Raw genomic sequence first — 21,009 nt, forward strand, 5'->3', positions numbered from 1 at the left:
ATGACATGCATGTGGTTTTGGGGAGAAATCAGGAAGAATCTCTTACATCTTGATCTATCATGGCATCACTTAAAAACGGATGGCATCCACATCAATTTCAATACGTTTAGCCGGTTTGTAATCGATGTCGACTTCACCGATGATGGTCACTGGCGTTTTGGCATTTACGGGTTTACCTTGCCATAACTCATCGTCAATCTCGACGGTCATGGTGCCGGTATTATCACGAAACTGGTATTTTTCATCCCCGACTGCTTTTACCACATAGCCTTTAAGCTGTACCTTGCTGTCATCTTTTAAAGTTAAAGCCTGTTTAACCGTAGTGGCTTTTTGTGGTGCAATTGCAGCTTGATTTACCGCAGTATTTGCCACGGCGAATGTTGTTGCACCGACCAAAGCAGTCATTAAAGCTATTTTAGAAATCATGTTCATGCTCAAACCCTCATTAAGTTGTTGCTCATTTCAATAGCATGATTAAAACAAATCAAGATGAGGTGAATCTTAAGATAGCTTCATTTTCAAACAGTATTTCAATTCAGTGGAACAACGCGTAACACCTCTTCCAGCGTGGTCATCCCTGCCAGCACTTTGCGCGCCCCCGCGATACGTAACGGCTCAATCCCTTCTTTTTTCACCTGATCACGGAGCTGGTTTAAAGTCGCATCTGCACCAATCAGCTGTTTGGTCGCAAGACTTAAAGGCATAAACTCATAAATGCCGACACGTCCTTTATAGCCGGTATGGCGACATTCTTCACAACCCACCGCCTGAAATACGAAGTTTGGCATTTCCAGTGCATAATCAAAGGTTAAATGCTTCCATTCCTGTTCATTAATAAAGGTTTCCTGTTTGCAATGCGGGCAAAGTTTACGTACCAGACGCTGTGCCAGTACACCTAAAATCGTGGCTGAAGTTAAAAAGGGCTGTACCCCTAAATCATGCAGTCGGGTCAGACTGGATGGTGCATCATTGGTATGCAAGGTGGATAACACCAGGTGACCGGTTAATGCGGCCTGAATCGCCATATTGGCGGTATCCTGATCACGAATCTCGCCGACCATAATGATATCCGGGTCTTGACGCATCAGCGCACGCACACCGTCAGCAAAACCTAAATCAATCCCCTGATTCACCTGCATCTGGTTGAAGCTCGGTTCCAGCATCTCGATTGGATCTTCAATGGTGCAGACATTGACTTCTTCAGTCGCCAGCTGCTTGAGTGACGAATACAGTGTGGTAGTTTTGCCTGAACCGGTCGGACCCGTGACTAAAATAATGCCATGACTATGTGCAGTTAAAGCCTGCCAATCATTCAGTAACCCGCCTTCAAAACCGAGCTGCTGAAAACTGCGTACCAACACTTCCGGGTCAAAAATACGCATCACCATTTTTTCGCCAAAGGCCGTCGGCAAGGTGGATAGACGTAACTCAGTTTCCTGTCCTTTAGGCGTACGGGTTTTTAAACGGCCATCTTGCGGTTTGCGTTTTTCCGCCACATTCATGCGGCCTAAAATTTTAATGCGCGAAATCACGGCGGTCAGGGTATTGGCCGGCATTTTATAAATGGTATGCAATACCCCATCAATACGGAAACGCACCTTGCCGGTATCTTTACGGGGTTCCAGATGAATATCACTGGCACCCTGTTCAAAGGCAAACTGCAACACCCAATCCACCAGCTTGACAATATGTTGGTCATTGGCATCCGGGTTTTGCGTATCGCCCAGTTGCAATAGTGCTTCTACGCCTTTGTTATCACGGTCATAAGCACTGTTTTTTTGCGATGAATTAACCGCCCGGCTCACCTGATAATATTCCACCAGATAGCGCTGTAATTGATCAGGGCTGAGCAGTACACGCTGAATTTTTTTCGGGGCAATACTATGTTCAAGATTGGCCACCCATTCCGTTTTAAACGGTTGATCGGTGGCGATCAGGACTTTGTCCGGCTGAATTTCGACGGCCAGAATTTTATTACGCACCGCAAATTCTTGCGACATGATATTGGTCAAAGCACCAACATCGGCCTTCAAGGGATCAATAATATAAAAAGGAATATTGGCTTTGTCTGCAATCCACTGGCACAAGCGGTTTAAGGTTAAGGTCGATTGTGGATGCGCCTGATCGACCAGATTAAAATGTGCGATCCACTGCAAGGGATGCCATTTCAGTTGCTCACGTTGACGGTGTGTAGTTTGGATCAGTAGCTTGTTACGTTCGGTAATACGTCCATCTTTTTGTAGTTGTTCCAGACACCAAGATGTATCCATTTCAAAATTAAACTTCATTATTATATGCCCCAAAACATTCACACACTATAACAAACTAAAGATCATCTCGCTTCAGTCCGTTGTTAGAAAAAGATATCCCCATATCTTTTTCTAAACTGATTTATATAACCGTTTACTGCAAAATAAACTATAGCTGTTTTTCATCAGCATTATGCTTTTACTTTCGGACATTTATAGCCAATAATGCCGAATATGCTGTTTAATTCAGCAGCTGAATATGCATAACCCGATAACTGGATTTTCACTGTGAATAATATGCTGAATCTGCCCCTTCAAAGTACATCATTTCAAGCCTTGCTGATGATTATGGCAGCAGCATTGGGCTGTGGCTTGCTGATTGGTCTGGAACGTGAACGTAGCAAGCAACGTGAAAATCAGCATAGCTTTGCCGGGGTTCGCTCATTCGCAATCTGCGCTCTACTGGGAGCCTTGTGTTTTGCTTTTGGCGATATCTTTGGCGTGATTGGTGCACTGATTGTTGGCGGTATCGGTATTTTCTCCCTTAAAAACCAGCTGCAAGATCCCGGGGTTACCACCGAACTGGCTTTTGTCATGACTTATTTCATTGGTGCGCTGTGTGTGTGGAATATTACGCTGGCTGCCAGTCTCTCTGTGATACTGACCTTCATTTTAATGATGAAACAGTCCATGCACGGGATTGCTGGAAAATGGATTACCGGGGCAGAACTTAAAGATGGTGTATTTTTACTGGCCCTAATTTTAATCGCTTTACCGCTGACCCCTGATACGCCTTTATGGGGCAACGTGCTTAATCCGCATATTATTTTAAAACTGCTCACCCTGATTCTTGTCGTACAAGCATTGGCACATATTGCCAAACGTTTACTTTCAAGTAAGAAAGCTCTCATACTTTCTGCAATTGCTTCCGGATTTGTTTCCAGTACAGCAATGATTGCACATTTAGGTATACAAGTACGCAATGAAGAAGCCGATGCCCGATCCAATGCCGGTGCAGCACTGATGTCATGTATATCCACTTTGGTACTTTTATTGATTGTGGTAGGAGGAGTCTCCTTAATCTGGCTAAAGCTGCTGATATTTCCCTCGCTCATTGCAATCAGCATTTTAGCACTGTGTGCTTACTGGCTTTTACGTAAAGCAGGGCCTATCGAAGAAACAGAACCTGTAGATAGTGCCATGTTCAGTCTAAAAGAAGCAGCCATTATTGCAGGGACATTAACGGTCATTCAGGCGGGTGTGCATGGCCTAGAACTCTTACTGGGTGATTCCGGATTAATTGCAGGTACACTGCTGGCTTCACTGTTTGAAATTCATGCTGCTGCAGCCGCTGTAGTGATTCAGGGTGAACCGACAAATGCAAGCTTGCTCTATGCAATGATGTTAGGTCTGGCTGCGCATGCCGTTTCTAAATGCATTAATGCAGCCATAAGCGGAGGATTAAAATTTGCACTTTATTTTGCACCTATACAAATTCTGCATATGGCTGTTTTGATCGGTGTACTTTGGTGGCTGGTACAGCGTTAAATTGAATTTAATTATTAACTATTATTAATTAATTAAAATATTCCTTTAGTTAAATTTAAAATAATGATTTTTATAATATTTTTAAAGTAATAATTAATCATTTACATTCTTAAAACAATAATTAATGATGAGACCTCTTTCATAAATCCCATTTATTTCTCCCTAGGGAAGAAAAATAAAAGGGTATCAATAATTATGAAAGACATATATTGGCATATTTTTTTCCTATGATCATAAAACTTAAATTTTTAACCAATAATAATGGGGGTATTTCATTATGAAGCTTAAATATCTGAGCTTATCAATTATTACAGCATTAACTTTGACTGGCTGTGGAGGCGGCGGAGGTGGCTCAGACAGCGCTTACCAAAGTACAGATTCTGGATCTGTCGAAGAAAATAAAGATTTTCAACAATGGCATTATTTTGAAATTGAAGCTGGATATGCAGTCAATGAACCAATTGAATTTGTTCATAATATGATTACCCTTGATCAAGGCAACGTATATGTTCAAGATGATTCACCTATACCAGACAATGACATTCTTGTTACTCAAAATGGTGTTTATCAAGATTTAGGACCAAAAAATTCCCAATATGGATATTTAACAGGGACAGGATCTTTAAGCAATTTAGTGTTTACACATAAACCTTATTCCCCTGTTGGCTCAACCGGCCTTATATTCAGCACAACTTTCAAAAAAATTGACCTCAGCGGCAAAAATGCCTTGGCGACATTGGAGTCCAGAGATCAATGGAAAATTGCAAATAATTCGATTTCAAATATTTCTGCACAGCGCCTTGCTTATTATAATTCAGTTAAAGACCTAACTTTCCCTGCTGGTGCATATTGCTTACAAAATAGTATTCACAGCAATAATCAAGAGAATATTTATCTCTACACCAGTGACAATAGTGACAAAAAACTAGCTTTTGATAGTTATGCAGCAGACTATGCCCAAAATGACAAGCACATCTTTAAGAAAACCTATAAAGATACCATTGCCTACTTATATTCCTATGACGGTACAGATGCAGGCGCAACTTATGGCGCTGCAGAATATAAAGGTAACTACTATGGTGCTGGACGCTATCTAGAAGGGATCGAATACAGCTTAGCGCAGTACATTCAAGAACAAAAAAACAAGTTAAGCAGTACATTAACTAATACAGAGCGCCAACTGGCCATTCAAGAAATTGAAACTTTGAACAATGAATGTAGCTGGTATAATGACACTGCAGCACAGTTTATTCAAAATTCAATGAAACCTTAAACTGCTCAAGCGTGCGACATCAGACAAGGAGCTTAAAGCTCCTTTCTTGACGTCAAAATTTCGAGAATTTGCACCTTATGGTCATCCACCTTAAACTTCACATTCAAGTCAGCAAACAACATGCCATATACCCGCTCCGCATTATTTTGATAAGCCGGTCTGGGATCAAGCGATAAAACCTGTTCCAGTTCATTCACAATTTGACTATTTAACCTACGGCCTTTCATTAAATCTTGCTTTTGCTGTTCGGCATTTTCTGTCCAGATCACAGAATGTCGTTCAGGTTCATCCTGTGCATAACCACTTTGCGCCGTAACGACAGCATCTGAATATTGGATATAAGGTTTAATATCGACAATCGGCGTGCCATCCAGAAGATCACTCCCTGTCACATACACACGTACAGACTTACCAACTTTTTTCACTGTCTTCAGCTGGACAACGGATAGACCTATCGGTGATGGACGGTACATACTGCGTGTTGCAAATACCCCGATTTTTGTATTCCCTCCCAAGCGCGGCGGACGAACTTGTGGTCTAAACTTTTGACTTTCTTTCTGATTTTTATTTTCGTGAAACTGCCACAACAGCCAGAGATGACTAAATTCATCAATCCCTTCAAAAGCAGACAAATCATTATAAGGTTCAACCATTTCAATATAGGACCCAACTTGTACCAGATTGGGTTGGCGTGGAATGCCAAATTTTTCTTTATAGGGCGATCTCATATACCCTATTATTGGCATTTTAAGCTCAGTCATAATCACTTTTTCTGATAAGTTCAATTAAATATATTCAGTTTATCGAGAATGTTTTTAGATTAGAATAGTAACCTGTTCTAATTTGATAACTTATTGAGACCTTTAATGGCTGCTTTCAACGTCGAAAAGATTACTCACGTCCACCACTGGAATGACACTTTATTCTCTTTTAAAACCACTCGTGACACTGCATTGCGTTTTAAAAACGGACAATTTGTGATGATCGGTCTTGAAGTGAATGGTAAGCCTTTAATGCGCGCTTATTCAATTGCAAGTGCTAACTACGAAGAAGAACTCGAGTTTTTCTCTATTAAAGTTCCAGATGGTCCTTTAACTTCTATTCTGCAAAAAGTAAAAGTGGGTGACGAAATTCTGGTTTCTAAAAAACCTACAGGTACTTTGGTTCTGGACGATTTGAACCCGGGTAAAAACTTGTACCTTCTTTCTTCTGGTACTGGTCTTGCTCCATTCCTGTCTGTGATTCGTGACCCTGAAACTTACGAACGTTTCGAAAAAATCATCGTGGTTCACGGTACACGTTTTATCTCAGAATTGGCTTACCAAGATTTGATTCTCAACGAAATTCCAAACCATGAATTCTTTGGTGAGTTAGGTGCTAAAGAAAAATTAGTGTATTACCCAACTGTAACTCGTGAAGAGTTCCATACTCAAGGTCGTGTAACCACTGCCATTGAATCTGGTCAATTGTTCGAAAAAATCGGTCTGCCACGTTTCAACCCGGAAACTGACCGTGCCATGCTTTGCGGTAGCCCGGCATTCCTGGACGACGTAGCGGCTCTTCTTGACCAGCATGGTCTAAAAGAATCTCCACGTATGGGCGTTTTAGGCGACTACGTAATTGAACGTGCATTCGTTGAAAAATAAGATTCCTTGAATCTAAAAAACCGAGCTGAGTAGCTCGGTTTTTTAGATTTTTTCCTTTAATTACTCAGATGCATGTACAAAAGGCTTATTCTCTTTGCGCTCTTGTAAAGATTTTTGAATGACTTGATATCCTGCTGTTAAACCTAAACTTGCCATAATTAAAGCGACGACAATATCAGGCCACATGCTCCCTGTACCAAACACACCGACGGCAGCCAAAATCACCGCGACATTACCAATGGCATCATTACGGCTACACAGCCAGACCGACTGCATATTTGAATCACCATCACGAAAGGCATATAAAATCACTGCCGCAGTGACATTGGCAATTAAAGCAAGCAGACCAATTGCCCCCATAGTCATGGCTTCAGGCGGAATACCTTGTAGATAGGCATAAATAGCTTTACCCATAACCACGAAACCAAACAGCGCCATGGTCGCGCCTTTTAACAACGCCACCGTAGCACGCCAGTATAGGCTTGCACCCAATACGGCAAGTGAGATGCCATAGTTCACCGCATCCCCAAAGAAATCGAGTGCATCTGCCCACAATGCCGATGAATGGGCATATGCTCCTCCAATCAATTCTACGATAAACATCACAATATTAATAATGAGCGCAATCCACAAAGCAGTCCGAAATTTACTATGTGGCTTTTGCGGTGCAGGTTCATGACTGCAACTACATGCCATTTTTCACCACCTCTATGACTTTATTTAAAACCTTGTTTGTATTATTGTTATTCAAAACTATGGAGTAACTCCAAGGTCAAGCATGAATACACCTAAATATTATTTAATTAAAGAATTAGCCAATAAAACCCAGCTCAGCACTGACACGATCCGTTTTTATGAGAAGAAAAATCTGCTCCAACCCAGCTTTCGTGGCGACAATAATTATCGCTATTATGATGAAAATACATTCAAACGACTGATGTTTATTAAACGCTGTCGCACGCTCGATATTTCACTCAGCGAGATTGAAGCCTTGCTTGAACTAGAACAGCAGCCCTCGCAAAGCTGCCATGCAGTGAATCAGCTAATTGAACAACATATTGAACAAGTTACTGATAAAATTATAGAATTACAAAAATTTCAACAACAGCTCATCCAGCTACGCGCCTCTTGCAGTAGCACCAAAACCATTGACAGTTGCCAGATTTTAAAACAACTCGAAGCCGAAAATAAGGAAATATCCAACTAATTTACTGGGTTGAATCTAATTTTTAAATCCATACAATTAAGCCATATTTTTAATATGCCTTTAATTTTGTCATGAGCATTACTCACGTTACAGAACTTCTTTCACCTGCCGGCTCACTAAAAAACATGCGCTATGCTTTTGCCTATGGTGCCGATGCGGTATATGCAGGTCAGCCACGTTATAGTTTACGTGTGCGTAACAATGCTTTCGATCATGACAATCTTGCCATTGGTATTGCCGAGGCCCATGCCTTAGGTAAAAAGTTTTATGTGGTGGTGAATATCCAGCCGCATAACTCCAAGTTAAAAAACTTCATTCGTGACCTGGAACCTGTGGTTGCCATGAATCCAGATGCACTGATTATGTCTGACCCGGGTCTGATTATGATGGTGCGTGAACATTTTCCCGACATGCCTGTACATCTGTCTGTACAAGCCAATGCTGTCAACTGGGCAACTGTCAAATTCTGGAAAAACATGGGACTCACTCGTGTCATTCTGTCACGTGAACTTTCTATCGAAGAAATTGAAGAAATTAAAAATAATGTTCCTAACATAGAAATTGAAGTTTTCGTGCATGGTGCATTATGTATGGCTTATTCCGGTCGTTGCTTACTTTCTGGCTATATGAATAAACGTGATGCTAATCAAGGCGCCTGCACCAATGCCTGTCGCTGGGACTACAAAATTCACGAAGCAGCTGAAGATGAAACTGGAGATGTGATTCCAGTTCAACAAATTGAAGAATCATCATCATGCTGCAAAAACAAAGATGCCGATGAGCAACACGCCCTAGAACAACACCAATTTGGCGAACCGGTTTTATTACAACGCAATGAAGAAGACATGTTTGCAGCTGAAGAAGACGAACATGGCACTTACTTCATGAACTCTAAAGACTTGCGTGCAGTACAGCATGTCGACCGTTTAACCAAAATGGGCATTCATTCCTTAAAAATTGAAGGTCGTACCAAATCATATTTCTACTGCGCGCGTACTGCACAGATCTACCGTAAAGCGATTGATGATGCACTAGAGGGCAAGCCATTTGACCCATCCCTGATGACTCAGCTAGAAGGTCTGGCAAATCGTGGTTATACGGAAGGTTTCCTGCGTCGTCATGTACATACTGAATATCAAAATTATGAAACCGGTTCATCGCGTTTTGACCATCAGCAATTTGTTGGTGAAGTATTAGAGCGTAACGGTGACTACATCAAGATTGAAGTCAAAAACCGTTTTGTGGTCGGTGACTCACTTGAGCTGATGACCACTTCAGGCAATATCACTTTTACTTTAACAGAAATGAAAGATAAAAAAGGTAATCTGATTGAAGATGCCAAAGGTTCAGGCCATATCGTGGATATTCCTGTCCCTGCCGATGTTGACATGAACTATGCCCTGTTGATTCGCAACTTACCGAATTCAACAGCAGACATCTCGGCTTCATCTTTAGCGTACCAAGCTGTTTGAGTATCCATACAACATGGCTCTATTGATTACTGACAAATGTATCAACTGCGATATGTGTTTGCCTGAATGTCCGAATGAGGCCATTTATGAGGGTGACAAGGTGTATGAAATTGATGTGAAGCGCTGTACAGAATGTGTCGGCTTTTATGAGCACCAAACCTGTGTAGCCGTGTGTCCAATTGAGTGCATTATTCCTCATCCTGAACATATGGAGACGCAAGAACAGTTGATGCAGAAGTTTAAGGACTTGAATTTATTCAAATCTTAAAAAAATCTTTGGAGATGGCATTAAAATTGCTTAATTAAATACAACAAGTTTGGGGAAAGAACAATAAAAAAGGCAAAACAAAAAATGCAGAAGAACAGAATAACCATGGAAATGGTCATAATAAAAAAAGGAACCCAGAGTTAGCATGCTGAGTTCCTATAAACAGGGTAAAACAAAAACTTGGGGAACTAAAGCCAAAGTGTCTATGTTTACATAGCCACTTTGGCTTTTTTAGTTACTGTCCCGAACGGATAATGTAATCAAAGGCAGATAGAGATGCTTTCGCACCTTCACCGGTAGCAATAATGATTTGCTTGTACGGCACTGTGGTACAGTCACCGGCAGCAAACACACCCTTCACGTTGGTTTCGTTGCGCTCGTTAATCACGATCTCGCCACGATTGGTCAGTTCAACAGCGGTTTCTTTCAGAAAATCCGTGTTTGGCAACAAACCGATCTGTACAAAAATTCCCGCCAGTTCAATCGTATGTTCCTCATTGGTAGCACGGTCCTTGTATTTCAGTGCAGTGACCTGTGAACCGTCACCGACTACTTCAGTCGACAGCGCATTTTTGATCACGGTGGTATTTGGCAAGCTGTTGAGCTTGTCTTGTAAGACCTGATCGGCACGCAGTTTGGTATCAAACTCAACCAAAGTTACATGCTCTACAATCCCGGCCAGGTCAATCGCCGCTTCCACACCAGAGTTACCGCCACCAATCACCGCAACACGTTTGCCTTTGAATAATGGACCGTCACAGTGCGGACAGTATGCTACACCACGGGTTTTGTATTCCTGCTCACCCGGAACATTCATCTCTCTCCAGCGTGCACCAGTCGATAGAATGATGGTTTTCGATTCTAACTTCGCCCCATTTTCCAAAGTGACTTCAACTAGGCCATTCGCCGTTTCATCTGCACCTTTGATGTTGGATACACGTTGCAGGTTCATGATGTCCACACCATACTCACGTACATGCGCTTCCATTTCGGCGGCAAATTTCGGACCCTGGGTTTTCTGTACGGAAGTGAAGTTTTCAATGTCCATGGTATCCATGACCTGACCGCCCATACGTTCCGCTACGATTCCGGTTTTAATGCCTTTACGCGCGGCATAAATCGCTGCGGTGTTGCCGGCAGGACCGCCACCAATCACCAGCACATCAAACGCGTCTTTGGCATTTAACTTTGCTGCATCTTTGGCTGCAGAATTGCTATCCAGTTTGGCAATGATCTCTTCCAGCGTCATACGGCCCTGACCAATGTGGGCGTTGTCCTGGAACACCATTGGTACCGCCATGATCTTGCGCTGTTCCACTTCATCCTGGAAAAATGCACCGTCAATCATGGTGGCCGTGGTGCCCGGGTTATAGATCGCAATTAAGTTTAGGGCTTGTACCACGTCCGGACAGTTATGGCAGCTGAGCGAGATAAACACTTCAAAATCAGCTGTTAAATTTAAACCCTTGATCTGTGCCAGGACTTCATCTGACACTTTTGGGGCATAGCCTGACACCTGTAACAAGGCCAGAATGAGGGAAGTAAATTCATGTCCCATCGGCAAACCGGCAAAGAAGACACGCGGTTCTTCCCCTTGTTTTGCCACCCCAAAGCTTGGGGCACGTTTATTTGTACCGTCGAAGCGGGCAGTCACTAAATCAGATAACGCTGCAACTTCAGTCACCAGTTCTTTAATCTTGTCAGATTTATCCGACCCATCTAGAGTTGCAATCAGTTCAATTGGGCCTTCAAGACGTTCCAACAGTGTTTTAAGTTGTGCTGAAGTATTTTGGTCTAACATGGCTAACATCTCCAAGGGAGTAAATGCTTATTTAATAAAGCTATAGTAGAATAAATATTTAAATAGGTAAAACAGTTTGTTTTTATAATTATAATCGAAATATTAAATTAAATAAGTTTTACCCTGTTTTGGTCTATCCTGCCCTTCAGCATTGCCTGAATCATCTGACTAAAAGAAGGCATCAAAAAATAATAAAAGCCCATTCCGGGGCTTTTGAAATGCATCATTTAAGCTGCATACGCTGCTCAACTCTGAATATTCGCCTTTTTAAATGCTGCGACAGCAGCAGTAGAATTGCACTTAAAATTCCGAACAGTATGGCAGCAGCAATAATCAAAATTTGTACCACTGAACTCATTTGCTCTGCCTGAGCTACCTGTCTGGAAACAATCTTTGCCATTGGCGTTAGACTTTGTCCATAAAGCTGGTGTTGCATGGTCCAGAGCTGTTCAGGCTTAAAACCATATTCAAAAAAATCAGGATCTGTTTTTTCGGCTTTAACCAGAGCTAAAACTTGTGGAATAGCAGCATCTTTATCAACCGGTTTATGCAGCAACGCGGCTTGTGCCAGTAAATAAGCTTTGACTGGCTCATCGACTTCACTTCGCTGTAAATACTGTGCCAGCTCGCTTTGCTGAATATTTTTATCGTATTGAATCACTTCCCTATAGGCATCATTCTCTTCATTATTTAAATCATATTGCAGATAGGTCAAGCCTGACCATAGCATAATAAAAGCAATGATCCAGCCCACAAACTTCAAAATAAAAGACTGAAAACGGACATAGAAAAAGCGGATTTTTTTTAGAAAATGAATGACAAAAAATGCACCCATAAAAGAAACGAACAGCTTCAGAATCAGCCAGCCAAACCATGACAACAGGTTGCTAAAATAATCCCGATGCTGACCAAGTTCAGCAAGGTTTGCATCTACACTGAGCGGTATATGCAATTGCTTCAGTTCCGTGGTAATACCGAAAAAACTATAGACAAAATCATGCTGTAGAAAAAAAGCCACCACTGAAGCAAGGAAAATGGTGCTGCTGGTGATCGCCCATAACATCACATTGCGTTGACGCATCTTCAGCATCACCACACCTGTTTCAATCTGTTGCGAATTCACAGCATATTCATCTAAGGGAGGCAAACGCTTTCTCCTAAAGTGCTGGCAATGAGCTTAAACGAAGGATTAAGATTTATTCATTCCACTACTACTTGATTCTATAACCAGATGATTCAGATTTTCCTGTAAGGTACATAAACGCGTTGTCGCTTCAGCACGTTTTTGCATTCCCTCTTTTTGTACCTGAATCACGTCATTCACTGTTTTAATGAGGGTATTCTGCACATGTTCAAGCGTTTCGATATCAATCACTGAACGCTGGTTGGCTTTGGCTGTAGCCACCGAATTTTGATGCAGCAAGTCGGCATTACGGCGTAACAGGTCATTGGTGGCATCATCTATACTATTCGCCAGCTGGACACTGTTTTTCTGTTCATGCAGGGAAATAGCCAAGCTGATCTGGTTTTTCCATGCCGGTAAGGTAATGTTTTTAATGGCATAAAACTTATCCACCAGCATCAGGTTATTGGACTGAATAATCCGGATCATCGGCAAGGTTTGCATGGCAGACTGCTGTAAAACCTGTAAATCACTGACCCGTTTTTCCAGATTATTGGCCAGATGATTCAGGTCATAGACCTTTTGTACCGTAGGCTGATCTTGGGCCTGGGCCGTTAAATGTGCAATTTGCTGTTGAATTTCCTGCTCTTTTAATTTCCCCGCTGCAATATAGATACCCAGCTGTCGGTATTCCTCCTGCACACCCTGAAACATTTTATCCAAAGTGTCCACCCGGGTTTTCAATCCCGATTGGGACGTTTCTATTTCTTTGACCAGAACATCAATCTGTTCTTTGGCGCTATGAAAATGCTGATCAAAGCTTTGCTTGGCCCCTTTCATTTTACTGATCAGGCCACCTAAAAAACCCGTACTGTGTTTCTTGTTCAAAATACTGCTGCTATTCAACTGCTGGGCAACCTGCACTACCTGATTCAATTTTTGACCGGTCGTATCCAGGTCTTTATTTTGTACCAGATTCAGCAGTTCGTCGGTATAACCCGACGTTTTTGTCGCAATATTTTTCCCATATTCCGCCACTGCATTATGGCTCATTTCAGCCAGTTCTTTATGTGCATTCATCACTTCATTAAAGTCTGAATCCTGCAAACCAATTTCCTGTAAATTCAATTGCTGAAACTTTTGCTGAACAAGATCCTGAGAGGCTTCAGCGGGTAAATCTTTGTGTTCTAAATTGGTCATGCTTCACCTGAAAATTAGGGTCTGATTAATGTATAGGTTTCTCGAGTGATTTTCTTAAAGTATGAATTAACTTCTCTCTGCTATGCTCCAGCTTGTCCAGTTCAATACCCGAACTGTTCTGATTGCTTTGTTTAACATGATATTGCCAGGCAGGAATCAGTATCTGCTGCGCCTCTTTAAAACGGTCCAGCAAAGTAAAAGAAAGCTGCTGCGACAACTGCATCTGTGTAATTGCAATATCATTACTGGCTTGCAAAGTTTGTAATGAATTGATTTTTTTCGATAACCTTTCAGCAAAATTATCCAGCGGATGTATATTCCTGACGAAATTTGGATATTCCTGTAAAAATTCCTGCGCTGCCCGAATGTATTTTGCCATTTGCTCACGATGCCCGAGTAACTGCTGAAAACGTGCCTGGGACTTTTGTATTTCAATCTGCAATTTTTGACTTAATTGATTGGCCCGATGAAGCAATTGGTCCAGGTTTTTATAATACTCGACCTGCCCGGAACCATATTCCAGATCAACCCCCAGCCACTTTTGCAAAGCATTAAACTTGCGGCGGGTCAGATATTTTTTTGAATCGGCCAATGCCTGAATCAGCTGCTCTATGGTGCTGCTTAATTGCTGGGTCAGATGTGGATCAACCCCGTTTAATAGCACCGACTGAGCCTGAATGACTGAATCGGCATAATGATTCAGACGATATTGATCTTGCAGCAAAGGGACCAAATCATTCTGCTGAATAGACAGCAGTTCAGCCCGATTCACTTCAATGTCAGCTAAGGCAACAAGCATATCTATCTGAGACATAATATTGGAAACTCAACAAAATCATTTTTATAGTACGACTTCTGTATAAAAGATCATGTAGTGTTTTGCAATTTTTCCGTACCTCCATCAGAGATGTGGCTAAAAGCTAAAATAGGGTTCGGCAATCCGTCGGAAAAACAATTTGCTCTGTGCGCATAATAAATTGATTATTCAAATATTTATAAAATAAAAGACTTATTCAGGTCATTTTTAGCGCGTGTTTTTATCGGATTATCCGGGATTTGATGGTTGAATTCTTTATTCTATGCTTCAGCGAATACAGGAGTATTCGACAGCAATGAAAATTCAAATAAAAAAATCGATTTCATGGAGCTGAATCGGAGAATAATGATATGAAAAACAAAAATCTTTTCCTCAAATGGAGTGTAAATGCGTTATTTGCATCAATCGCATTCACATCCCTGAATAGCCATGCCACGACATCTGTAATGCCTGCCCCGGCGAATAGCCAACAGGTATTTTTTGTGGGCAATAACTGGGATGGAACGGTAACCGTCATTCGTCCATCGGGTGATTTTGGTAAAATCGGTGTGATCAACATGGTTCCTGATCGCAAAGAGCGTTTGACGGAAATCCACCTCAATCCAATTAAACTGATTGCCTATACTTACATTCAGTCCACCGCTGGTGAAGGTCATGATCAGCTGGTGGATGACATGTATTCCACACCAGATGGCAAATCTGTGGTGGCATCGCGTCCAAGTTTTGCTGATATCGTGTCGATTAATATTGCAACGGGTAAAATCAACTGGCGTACTCCTATAGAAGGCTTCCGTGCCGATCATATGGCAGTTTCTCCTGATGGTCAGCGCTTAGCGGTATCGGCATCTTCAGGCAATGTGGTTCAGGTGCTGGATATCAATACCGGTAAAGAATTGGGACGCTTTGCAACTGGCGACAAACCACATGAAAATATTTTCTTTAACGGTGGCACAAAAATTCTAAACTCAGCCATTGGTAATGTGGAAACATCCATGGATGCCGCATGGCAAGATTTCACCAAAGGGAAACGACTCCTTACCATTGCCGATGCCAATACCTTTAAAGTCCTCAAAACCATTGATTTCCGTCCAGCACTCGATGCAGTTGGCCGTAAAGATTTGTCCAATGCGGTACGTCCGATTGTCCTGAGTAATGATGAAAGTAAAATTTATGCCCAGATTTCATTTTTTAATGGCTTGATCGAATATGACCTGAATCAGAATAAAGTGACTCGAATTGGTCAACTCCCAGGTAGCTCGACTATTCCGTCTGACCGGACCAAATATGTAAATGACTCGCGTCATCATGGATTATCAATTAGTGCTGATGGTGAAAAACTATGTGTCGCTGGAACCATGGATGACTATGCAACCATTGTCAACCGCTCAACCCTGAAAGCCGGAAAGCTGATTGCTGCAGGCAAGCCTTATTGGGCAACACAAAGTCCAGATGGTAAAAGCTGTGTAATTTCTGAAAGTGCGGCTGATGTGGTTACCGTGATTGATTTCGCAACGGGTGAAAAAGTACTGAGTGTTCCTGTTGGAAATCACCCACAACGGGTTCGTATCGGTTATGCACCTGCGGGCTGGTCTACCCCTTAACTGTTTAATTTATAAATCGTACAGGCCTGATCTTAAGATTGGGTCTGTTTTCATTTAAATGCAAGAGCAAGATTTCTGACATGGATCGTAGCATACAACTTGGTCTTATCATTGGTTTTATGGTGACCCTATCACTCTTCGTGGTGGTTTATATATTTAAACCGCTTTCCTCTCCACCGGTAGATACAGCAAAAGCAAAACCCACTCCAGCTCTTGTAGTAGCTCCTGTTGAAAAAAAAGTTATATCTACCACACCCGTTCAAACAGATACCGTATCGGTGCCAAATCAGGCAGAATTACTTCAACAACGCGACCGGCTATATAAAAATTTTGCAGCCATTAGCGACGCTTTGAGTCATGGACAGCAGCCCGATTTACGTCAGGTGAGCCAAATGTTGGAACAGCAAAAACAGCTGGTCAGAACAGGCATGGTTGCTGCGGATGAAGCTATTTCATATTGCCAGTTTTTAAGGCAGATTTTACCGGCAATGGAACATCAGATTGACCAAAATATTATAGAGTTAGAACAGCTTAAGCGTAGTGCTATACAAAAAGTACAGTCGTGATGATAAATAACATTAATGAACTTCTTTCATCAGCACCTTTTATTTCTTCCTATGAAGGGAAAAAATCAAGACGATTTATCAAGTATGGAAAAATTTAATATAGTCTGAAACATTAAAATATGTTGCCTTATCTATTTCACCCAATATTAATAAATAATGTACTCGTCCAATCATTTTTGCAGCTAAAGGCATTTCAATCTTGTTTAATATTAGGGATCGCTTGTTCACCAAATTCCTGAATACTCTTCTTTGAATATTTATTATAAAATTTCATTTTCTGATCAGGTGTTAACCCTTTCAATTTACCAGAAATTTTTCAAAGGCTTTGCTAAATAGATGATCATTTACAACTTTCGCACATTTAGCAAAGGAAAGCCCAAGACCCTACAATCCAACTTATTCTAAACTTGATGAAACAACCAATCCCAATACATCAAGATTTTCACCTTTGATATTTTGATCTAATTACTTTCTCAGCCAATGTGCTTACAATGCATTTTTCATTCTTATTAAGTTCTAAAAATTGATTATCTAAAGCATGATAAAAAATGAAAACCGCCTTAACCAATCTCTTTCAAACAATCCCGACACACCTTGATTTCTTTGTCATCAACCGTGTAGTCAACTTCAGTAGCACCATGCAGGCCAAATAAACACATTAAGAATTGGAGCATAATTTTTTCCAAAAAAAAGTCCCATGCGAGGGATGCATAGGACCAAAACCAGAGAAACTACAGCGTTTCAATTTGTTGGCGCATTCTAAATATGTATTTTAAATATATGAATATCAAAAACTACCAAAATTTATAAAAGATGAAATTTTATAAATAAAAACCAGAGTATTTTTATGCCTTAGTTTTTATACATATTCTAGAAAAATAAAAGCCCCAACATATTAATGAAGAGGCTTATATATCGTAATACTTTCGACAAAAGATAAAAATCTTCAATAAAAAAGCCTGCTTAACTCTCCAAAATTAAACAGGCTTAATTGCGCCAATACCTTAGACTTTTTGGAGTTATTATTTGTTTTCAGTGAATATAAGATTAAATTATTTCAGCATTGTGAAAATAAAAAAATATGATTATTAATTTAATTAATCGCATTTTTTTTGATCAGTGATTACTTCACTTCTTTCAAGCAATAACGGCATACCTTAATTTCTTTACCATCAATCGTGTATTCAATTTCAGTCGCATCATGAAGACCAAATAAACGCCTTAAGAAACAATGAAGCATTACTTTTCTCCATGCAAAAAAAAGCCCACACATGGAAAGACGATGTGGGCTTATAAACTAAGGATCTTGAAAGACCATTCAGAAACTACAGCAGTTTCTATTGACTATTTTGTACACTATTCAAGTAACATTCAGTGGCGGAATATACCAAAAATTAAAATATTACTAATTTAATCAAAATTTTAGAAAGACTTGATTAATAATATATTAAATATTAAAAAACCCGCTTAATCTGGGGATGTGATTAAGCAGGTGAAGTCTTTGATAACCATTTTATTATTTTTATTAACGCTGTGCTCTCTTGATGTAGTTAAAAATTATCACTCTAAAGCAAATTACAAAGTATAAAAAATATGCATAAATAGTTTCTGTTCGGTTACTTTAAGTTATTTTTGATTTTTGTTAGACAATAATAATTATTAAAATCTAATCTGGGTGCCCTGATATTGCTTACACAAAAAACATTTCTCAGGGCATTAAAAACGCTCACATTGCTGTGAGCGGTTATGGTACTTCTCGTCTTTCCGAGTGTCAGTCGTTTTTCCCAGCTAGGCGATATATAACTTCGTCTAACCTGATAAAAAATTACCCGGTATTTGCTATTTAATCAATCAGTTTATTTCGTAATTTTTTGATAAATATCACGTTTATTTCACAGCTGATCTGATTTTGAATTGATCACCACAGAAGTTCTATGCTGTGATCCATAGCGACTCACAATCACACCCACCTAACATGCATGGTCTGCTTTACTTGCTTTCGTTCTAAGGTTTGTTTGAATTGTCACACCCGTGCGAGGTTTTTACTCTAAAGCATGTTCTGCTAAGCGACACCAAAGCAGGTTTAAGCCACTATGGCTATGAGGTGACGTGAACCGCACTTTCTTAGCTTAGGTATTTTCATGACGTAAATTCCAAAAATTTTGACGTAAATTTAACTGCATTATCGACAAAAAATAGCGATTTTAAAGATAGCACTGTTAATGGTAGACTTTATTCAAGACAACAAAAAAGGGTTTTAAGCTACTGATTTCGCTTAAAACCCTTATAACATAACGTTTAGAATATTGGTGGATATCCTCTACCGAACACATTTTTAAAATTTTGATTTTTATATATTTTTTAATTAAAAAAATTCATTGATACACGTGGTGATACAAGAAATTGAGCACTGTTCGTCTCGATATCCATGCAAGTTGAGCAACTTCATTCTGAGTTAAGTTTTTATTGAGACGTACACGTTTGAGCCTATCACCTAAGGCCTCAGCAATTGAAACAGGGAAATCATTGCGATGAAATTGCATATCTTTGATGACATTCATAAGACCTTTACAAAGATATGCGATTTCCTTTTGTTGATGCAAATTTGGCGTTACATGTGGTTAAGTACATTAATTTGTACATAATCAGCAAAAAGTAGCTTTAAGTGCAAAATATTACACTTACCACACAGAGTATATACTAAATAATTTTGAAATTTTGTGGCTCCACCTAGAGCTTTAATTGTAAGCGAACCAACATTTAAACCACTTTCGATTTCCTTGCCTGATTTTTTAGCCTGACGACCTGCTTTATCTAGGCCTTCCTTGTAGTTACCGAGTTTAACGACCATATCTAATATCAGACGAGAGGTGGCGTGATGGATATTCTAGAAATTGCAAAAGACTTTACTGAAGACTTGGCACCGCATGTAACCAGTCAAACTGGCACAGTCAAAACAACTTACAGCTGAGCAAGTATCTGCACTTTATTATATCGCTGTTGATTTTTGGATGCGGAATGATGAGCCAAATGTGAATGTGAAATTGCCTTTTGAAGTTTTGCAGAGTTTGCGGGAGATGCCATAATGGGAGTTTTTCAAATCACCGTACATGGTGAAGCACCTCAGCTATTTGTAGGCTCTGAGGTAGGCGGTGCAAAGATCGTATCGATTAAGGATGTAAGCCCTAAATTAGTATCAGCTTCAGAATTGGCTCAACAATATGGCATTAGTGTTGATGTGGTCCGTGATCGATGTGCAGAGATCAATAAAGGTACTCGAGGAAAGTGTCTTTATGATCCAGAACAGGCGAACTTGATTTTAACGGCTAGGCCCTTGGCTAAACGTGGGCGCAGTAGAAAAAAATTAATTATTTTTTGATAAAGGGGTAAAACATGGAAAAAAAGCCATATAGGACTGTTGGCATAGTAGCCACAATCATCGTCGCAATTATTCTGGCTTTAATTATTATACCTGCAAGCTTTACGCGCATCACTGATGCAGATGTTGGTATTCGTCAAACGTTCAGCGGTGAAATTGAAGATACCGTACTGGGGCAAGGATTACATCAAACCGTGGTCGGTGATGTAATCAAAGTATCAAAGCGAAATCTTGTACTTAATGTTGAATCTCAACCAATTGTAGTCGAAAAGATTCCAATGCAAGAGTTTCAATTAAAAGTGAATTACGGGATTGTGCCATCAAATGCTGCAATCGCGTATAAGACTGAAAAAGCACAGCACATTATTACAGATGATGGTGATGTATATTTACTAGGTCAGTATGTGCAGTACGTTGCAAACTCGGCAATCAATGATGTTGTGAGCAAATATAAAGCTTTAGCTGTAAATGACAATCGAGCGGTCATAGAGACTGAAATAAAGAACAGTATTAATACTAAATTAAAAGCTCAAGGCAAAGATAAATTTGTCAAAGTTAATGAAATTAATATTTTAAAAGTTTCACCACCTAAATCTATTTTAGATTCATCATTAGCAATTGTTAATTCTCAAAATGCTTTAAAGACAAAGCAAAATGAATTAGAAACTGCACGTGTTGAAACTGAAATCAAAAAAGTTTTAGCAGAAAATGCATCTGAAAAATATGTAGATCTACTACGTGCAGAAGCCGAAAAAACTAAAGCTGAAGCATTGCTCAAAGCTGCTGAAAAAGGAACACTGAATACTATGGTAATTGTTCCAGACAAATTCACTGGTGTAGGTCAATTAAAATAATGAAA

The 21,009-nt window shown here is 40.2% G+C and carries 19 protein-coding genes; 10 read left to right on the forward strand and 9 right to left on the reverse strand.

Translation table 11 applies throughout. From position 1 onward, the window contains the following. Positions 1–69: 69 nt before the first annotated feature. Together FTT87_RS04330 and FTT87_RS04335 are read right to left on the reverse strand one after the other, a co-directional pair. Positions 70–432 carry a NirD/YgiW/YdeI family stress tolerance protein gene (locus tag FTT87_RS04330; protein ID WP_180174471.1) on the reverse strand — a complete coding sequence of 121 codons (363 nt, stop codon included), beginning with the start codon at positions 430–432 and terminating at the stop codon, positions 70–72. Between the two features lie 98 nt (positions 433–530). Beyond that, positions 531–2,288, reverse strand: a complete 1,758-nt coding sequence (locus FTT87_RS04335) for a GspE/PulE family protein (protein ID WP_180174472.1) — start codon at positions 2,286–2,288, stop codon at positions 531–533. Positions 2,289–2,546: 258 nt separating this feature from the next. Here FTT87_RS04335 and FTT87_RS04340 point away from each other — a divergent pair, with 258 nt between their 5' ends. Together FTT87_RS04340 and FTT87_RS04345 are read left to right on the forward strand one after the other, a co-directional pair. Further along, positions 2,547–3,797 carry a DUF4010 domain-containing protein gene (locus tag FTT87_RS04340; RefSeq protein ID WP_218954195.1) on the forward strand — a complete coding sequence of 417 codons (1,251 nt, stop codon included), beginning with the start codon at positions 2,547–2,549 and terminating at the stop codon, positions 3,795–3,797. A gap of 277 nt (positions 3,798–4,074) precedes the next feature. Beyond that, positions 4,075–5,070, forward strand: coding sequence for a hypothetical protein (locus tag FTT87_RS04345; RefSeq protein WP_180174473.1), 996 nt, complete (start codon positions 4,075–4,077; stop codon positions 5,068–5,070). A 32-nt stretch (positions 5,071–5,102) separates the two neighbouring features. On the opposite strand, the gene tsaA is transcribed toward FTT87_RS04345, so the two are convergent. Continuing rightward, complete coding sequence (tsaA, locus tag FTT87_RS04350) at positions 5,103–5,831, reverse strand: tRNA (N6-threonylcarbamoyladenosine(37)-N6)-methyltransferase TrmO (protein WP_180174474.1); 729 nt, start codon at positions 5,829–5,831, stop codon at positions 5,103–5,105. A 105-nt stretch (positions 5,832–5,936) separates the two neighbouring features. Between tsaA and FTT87_RS04355 the strand changes: the two genes are divergently transcribed. Next, complete coding sequence (locus tag FTT87_RS04355) at positions 5,937–6,716, forward strand: ferredoxin--NADP reductase (RefSeq protein ID WP_005236496.1); 780 nt, start codon at positions 5,937–5,939, stop codon at positions 6,714–6,716. A 60-nt stretch (positions 6,717–6,776) separates the two neighbouring features. Here the strand turns inward: FTT87_RS04355 and FTT87_RS04360 are convergent, their stop codons facing one another. Next, positions 6,777–7,412, reverse strand: a complete 636-nt coding sequence (locus FTT87_RS04360; protein WP_180174475.1) for a cation transporter — start codon at positions 7,410–7,412, stop codon at positions 6,777–6,779. 82 nt (positions 7,413–7,494) lie between these two features. On the opposite strand from FTT87_RS04360, the gene FTT87_RS04365 reads away from it, so the two are divergent. The 3 genes from FTT87_RS04365 (at position 7,495) to FTT87_RS04375 (ending at position 9,663) form a co-directional block, all read left to right on the forward strand. Further along, positions 7,495–7,923, forward strand: coding sequence for a Cd(II)/Pb(II)-responsive transcriptional regulator (locus FTT87_RS04365; RefSeq protein ID WP_180043891.1), 429 nt, complete (start codon positions 7,495–7,497; stop codon positions 7,921–7,923). A 71-nt stretch (positions 7,924–7,994) separates the two neighbouring features. Further along, on the forward strand, positions 7,995–9,395 hold the full coding sequence (gene yegQ, locus FTT87_RS04370; protein ID WP_180174476.1) for a tRNA 5-hydroxyuridine modification protein YegQ: 1,401 nt from the start codon (positions 7,995–7,997) through the stop codon (positions 9,393–9,395). A 13-nt stretch (positions 9,396–9,408) separates the two neighbouring features. Next, positions 9,409–9,663, forward strand: a complete 255-nt coding sequence (locus FTT87_RS04375; protein ID WP_086195634.1) for a YfhL family 4Fe-4S dicluster ferredoxin — start codon at positions 9,409–9,411, stop codon at positions 9,661–9,663. A gap of 235 nt (positions 9,664–9,898) precedes the next feature. On the opposite strand, the gene ahpF is transcribed toward FTT87_RS04375, so the two are convergent. The 4 genes from ahpF to FTT87_RS04395 form a co-directional block, all read right to left on the reverse strand. Continuing rightward, on the reverse strand, positions 9,899–11,464 hold the full coding sequence (gene ahpF, locus FTT87_RS04380) for an alkyl hydroperoxide reductase subunit F (RefSeq protein ID WP_180174477.1): 1,566 nt from the start codon (positions 11,462–11,464) through the stop codon (positions 9,899–9,901). Positions 11,465–11,687: 223 nt separating this feature from the next. Then, entirely contained in the window at positions 11,688–12,611 is a 924-nt protein-coding gene (locus FTT87_RS04385; RefSeq protein WP_180174478.1) for a hypothetical protein, read from the reverse strand. 42 nt (positions 12,612–12,653) lie between these two features. Continuing rightward, positions 12,654–13,787, reverse strand: a complete 1,134-nt coding sequence (locus tag FTT87_RS04390; protein ID WP_180174479.1) for a toxic anion resistance protein — start codon at positions 13,785–13,787, stop codon at positions 12,654–12,656. Positions 13,788–13,812: 25 nt separating this feature from the next. After that, positions 13,813–14,601, reverse strand: a complete 789-nt coding sequence (locus FTT87_RS04395; protein WP_180174480.1) for a tellurium resistance protein — start codon at positions 14,599–14,601, stop codon at positions 13,813–13,815. 353 nt (positions 14,602–14,954) lie between these two features. Between FTT87_RS04395 and FTT87_RS04400 the strand changes: the two genes are divergently transcribed. Together FTT87_RS04400 and FTT87_RS04405 are read left to right on the forward strand one after the other, a co-directional pair. Beyond that, entirely contained in the window at positions 14,955–16,205 is a 1,251-nt protein-coding gene (locus FTT87_RS04400) for a YncE family protein (RefSeq protein WP_180174481.1), read from the forward strand. Positions 16,206–16,285: 80 nt separating this feature from the next. Next, the gene (locus FTT87_RS04405) at positions 16,286–16,771 is read left to right on the forward strand and encodes a hypothetical protein (RefSeq protein WP_180043874.1); all 486 of its coding nucleotides are present in this window, start codon (positions 16,286–16,288) and stop codon (positions 16,769–16,771) included. A 2,611-nt stretch (positions 16,772–19,382) separates the two neighbouring features. Here FTT87_RS04405 and FTT87_RS04410 read toward each other — a convergent pair. Continuing rightward, positions 19,383–19,622 (reverse strand): hypothetical protein, encoded by a 240-nt coding sequence (locus tag FTT87_RS04410; RefSeq protein WP_180043307.1) that lies wholly within the window; start codon positions 19,620–19,622, stop codon positions 19,383–19,385. 234 nt (positions 19,623–19,856) lie between these two features. On the opposite strand from FTT87_RS04410, the gene FTT87_RS04415 reads away from it, so the two are divergent. Together FTT87_RS04415 and FTT87_RS04420 are read left to right on the forward strand one after the other, a co-directional pair. Then, positions 19,857–20,150, forward strand: coding sequence for a hypothetical protein (locus tag FTT87_RS04415; protein WP_180174482.1), 294 nt, complete (start codon positions 19,857–19,859; stop codon positions 20,148–20,150). Between the two features lie 14 nt (positions 20,151–20,164). Next, the gene (locus FTT87_RS04420) at positions 20,165–21,004 is read left to right on the forward strand and encodes an SPFH domain-containing protein (protein WP_180174483.1); all 840 of its coding nucleotides are present in this window, start codon (positions 20,165–20,167) and stop codon (positions 21,002–21,004) included. Positions 21,005–21,009 lie beyond the last annotated feature (5 nt).

Source organism: Acinetobacter sp. YH01022, assembly GCF_013420235.1.
Taxonomy (GTDB): domain Bacteria; phylum Pseudomonadota; class Gammaproteobacteria; order Pseudomonadales; family Moraxellaceae; genus Acinetobacter.

Bases quoted from the DNA above. Each gene is read 5' to 3' on its own strand.
- FTT87_RS04330 (WP_180174471.1), bottom strand. From the start codon at position 432: ATGAACATGATTTCTAAAATAGCTTTAATGACTGCTTTGGTCGGTGCA.
- FTT87_RS04335 (WP_180174472.1), bottom strand. From the start codon at position 2,288: ATGAAGTTTAATTTTGAAATGGATACATCTTGGTGTCTGGAACAACTA.
- FTT87_RS04340 (WP_218954195.1), top strand. From the start codon at position 2,547: ATGCTGAATCTGCCCCTTCAAAGTACATCATTTCAAGCCTTGCTGATG.
- FTT87_RS04345 (WP_180174473.1), top strand. From the start codon at position 4,075: ATGAAGCTTAAATATCTGAGCTTATCAATTATTACAGCATTAACTTTG.
- tsaA (WP_180174474.1), bottom strand. From the start codon at position 5,831: ATGACTGAGCTTAAAATGCCAATAATAGGGTATATGAGATCGCCCTAT.
- FTT87_RS04355 (WP_005236496.1), top strand. From the start codon at position 5,937: ATGGCTGCTTTCAACGTCGAAAAGATTACTCACGTCCACCACTGGAAT.
- FTT87_RS04360 (WP_180174475.1), bottom strand. From the start codon at position 7,412: ATGGCATGTAGTTGCAGTCATGAACCTGCACCGCAAAAGCCACATAGT.
- FTT87_RS04365 (WP_180043891.1), top strand. From the start codon at position 7,495: ATGAATACACCTAAATATTATTTAATTAAAGAATTAGCCAATAAAACC.
- yegQ (WP_180174476.1), top strand. From the start codon at position 7,995: ATGAGCATTACTCACGTTACAGAACTTCTTTCACCTGCCGGCTCACTA.
- FTT87_RS04375 (WP_086195634.1), top strand. From the start codon at position 9,409: ATGGCTCTATTGATTACTGACAAATGTATCAACTGCGATATGTGTTTG.
- ahpF (WP_180174477.1), bottom strand. From the start codon at position 11,464: ATGTTAGACCAAAATACTTCAGCACAACTTAAAACACTGTTGGAACGT.
- FTT87_RS04390 (WP_180174479.1), bottom strand. From the start codon at position 13,787: ATGACCAATTTAGAACACAAAGATTTACCCGCTGAAGCCTCTCAGGAT.
- FTT87_RS04395 (WP_180174480.1), bottom strand. From the start codon at position 14,601: ATGTCTCAGATAGATATGCTTGTTGCCTTAGCTGACATTGAAGTGAAT.
- FTT87_RS04400 (WP_180174481.1), top strand. From the start codon at position 14,955: ATGAAAAACAAAAATCTTTTCCTCAAATGGAGTGTAAATGCGTTATTT.
- FTT87_RS04405 (WP_180043874.1), top strand. From the start codon at position 16,286: ATGGATCGTAGCATACAACTTGGTCTTATCATTGGTTTTATGGTGACC.
- FTT87_RS04410 (WP_180043307.1), bottom strand. From the start codon at position 19,622: ATGGTCGTTAAACTCGGTAACTACAAGGAAGGCCTAGATAAAGCAGGT.
- FTT87_RS04415 (WP_180174482.1), top strand. From the start codon at position 19,857: ATGGGAGTTTTTCAAATCACCGTACATGGTGAAGCACCTCAGCTATTT.
- FTT87_RS04420 (WP_180174483.1), top strand. From the start codon at position 20,165: ATGGAAAAAAAGCCATATAGGACTGTTGGCATAGTAGCCACAATCATC.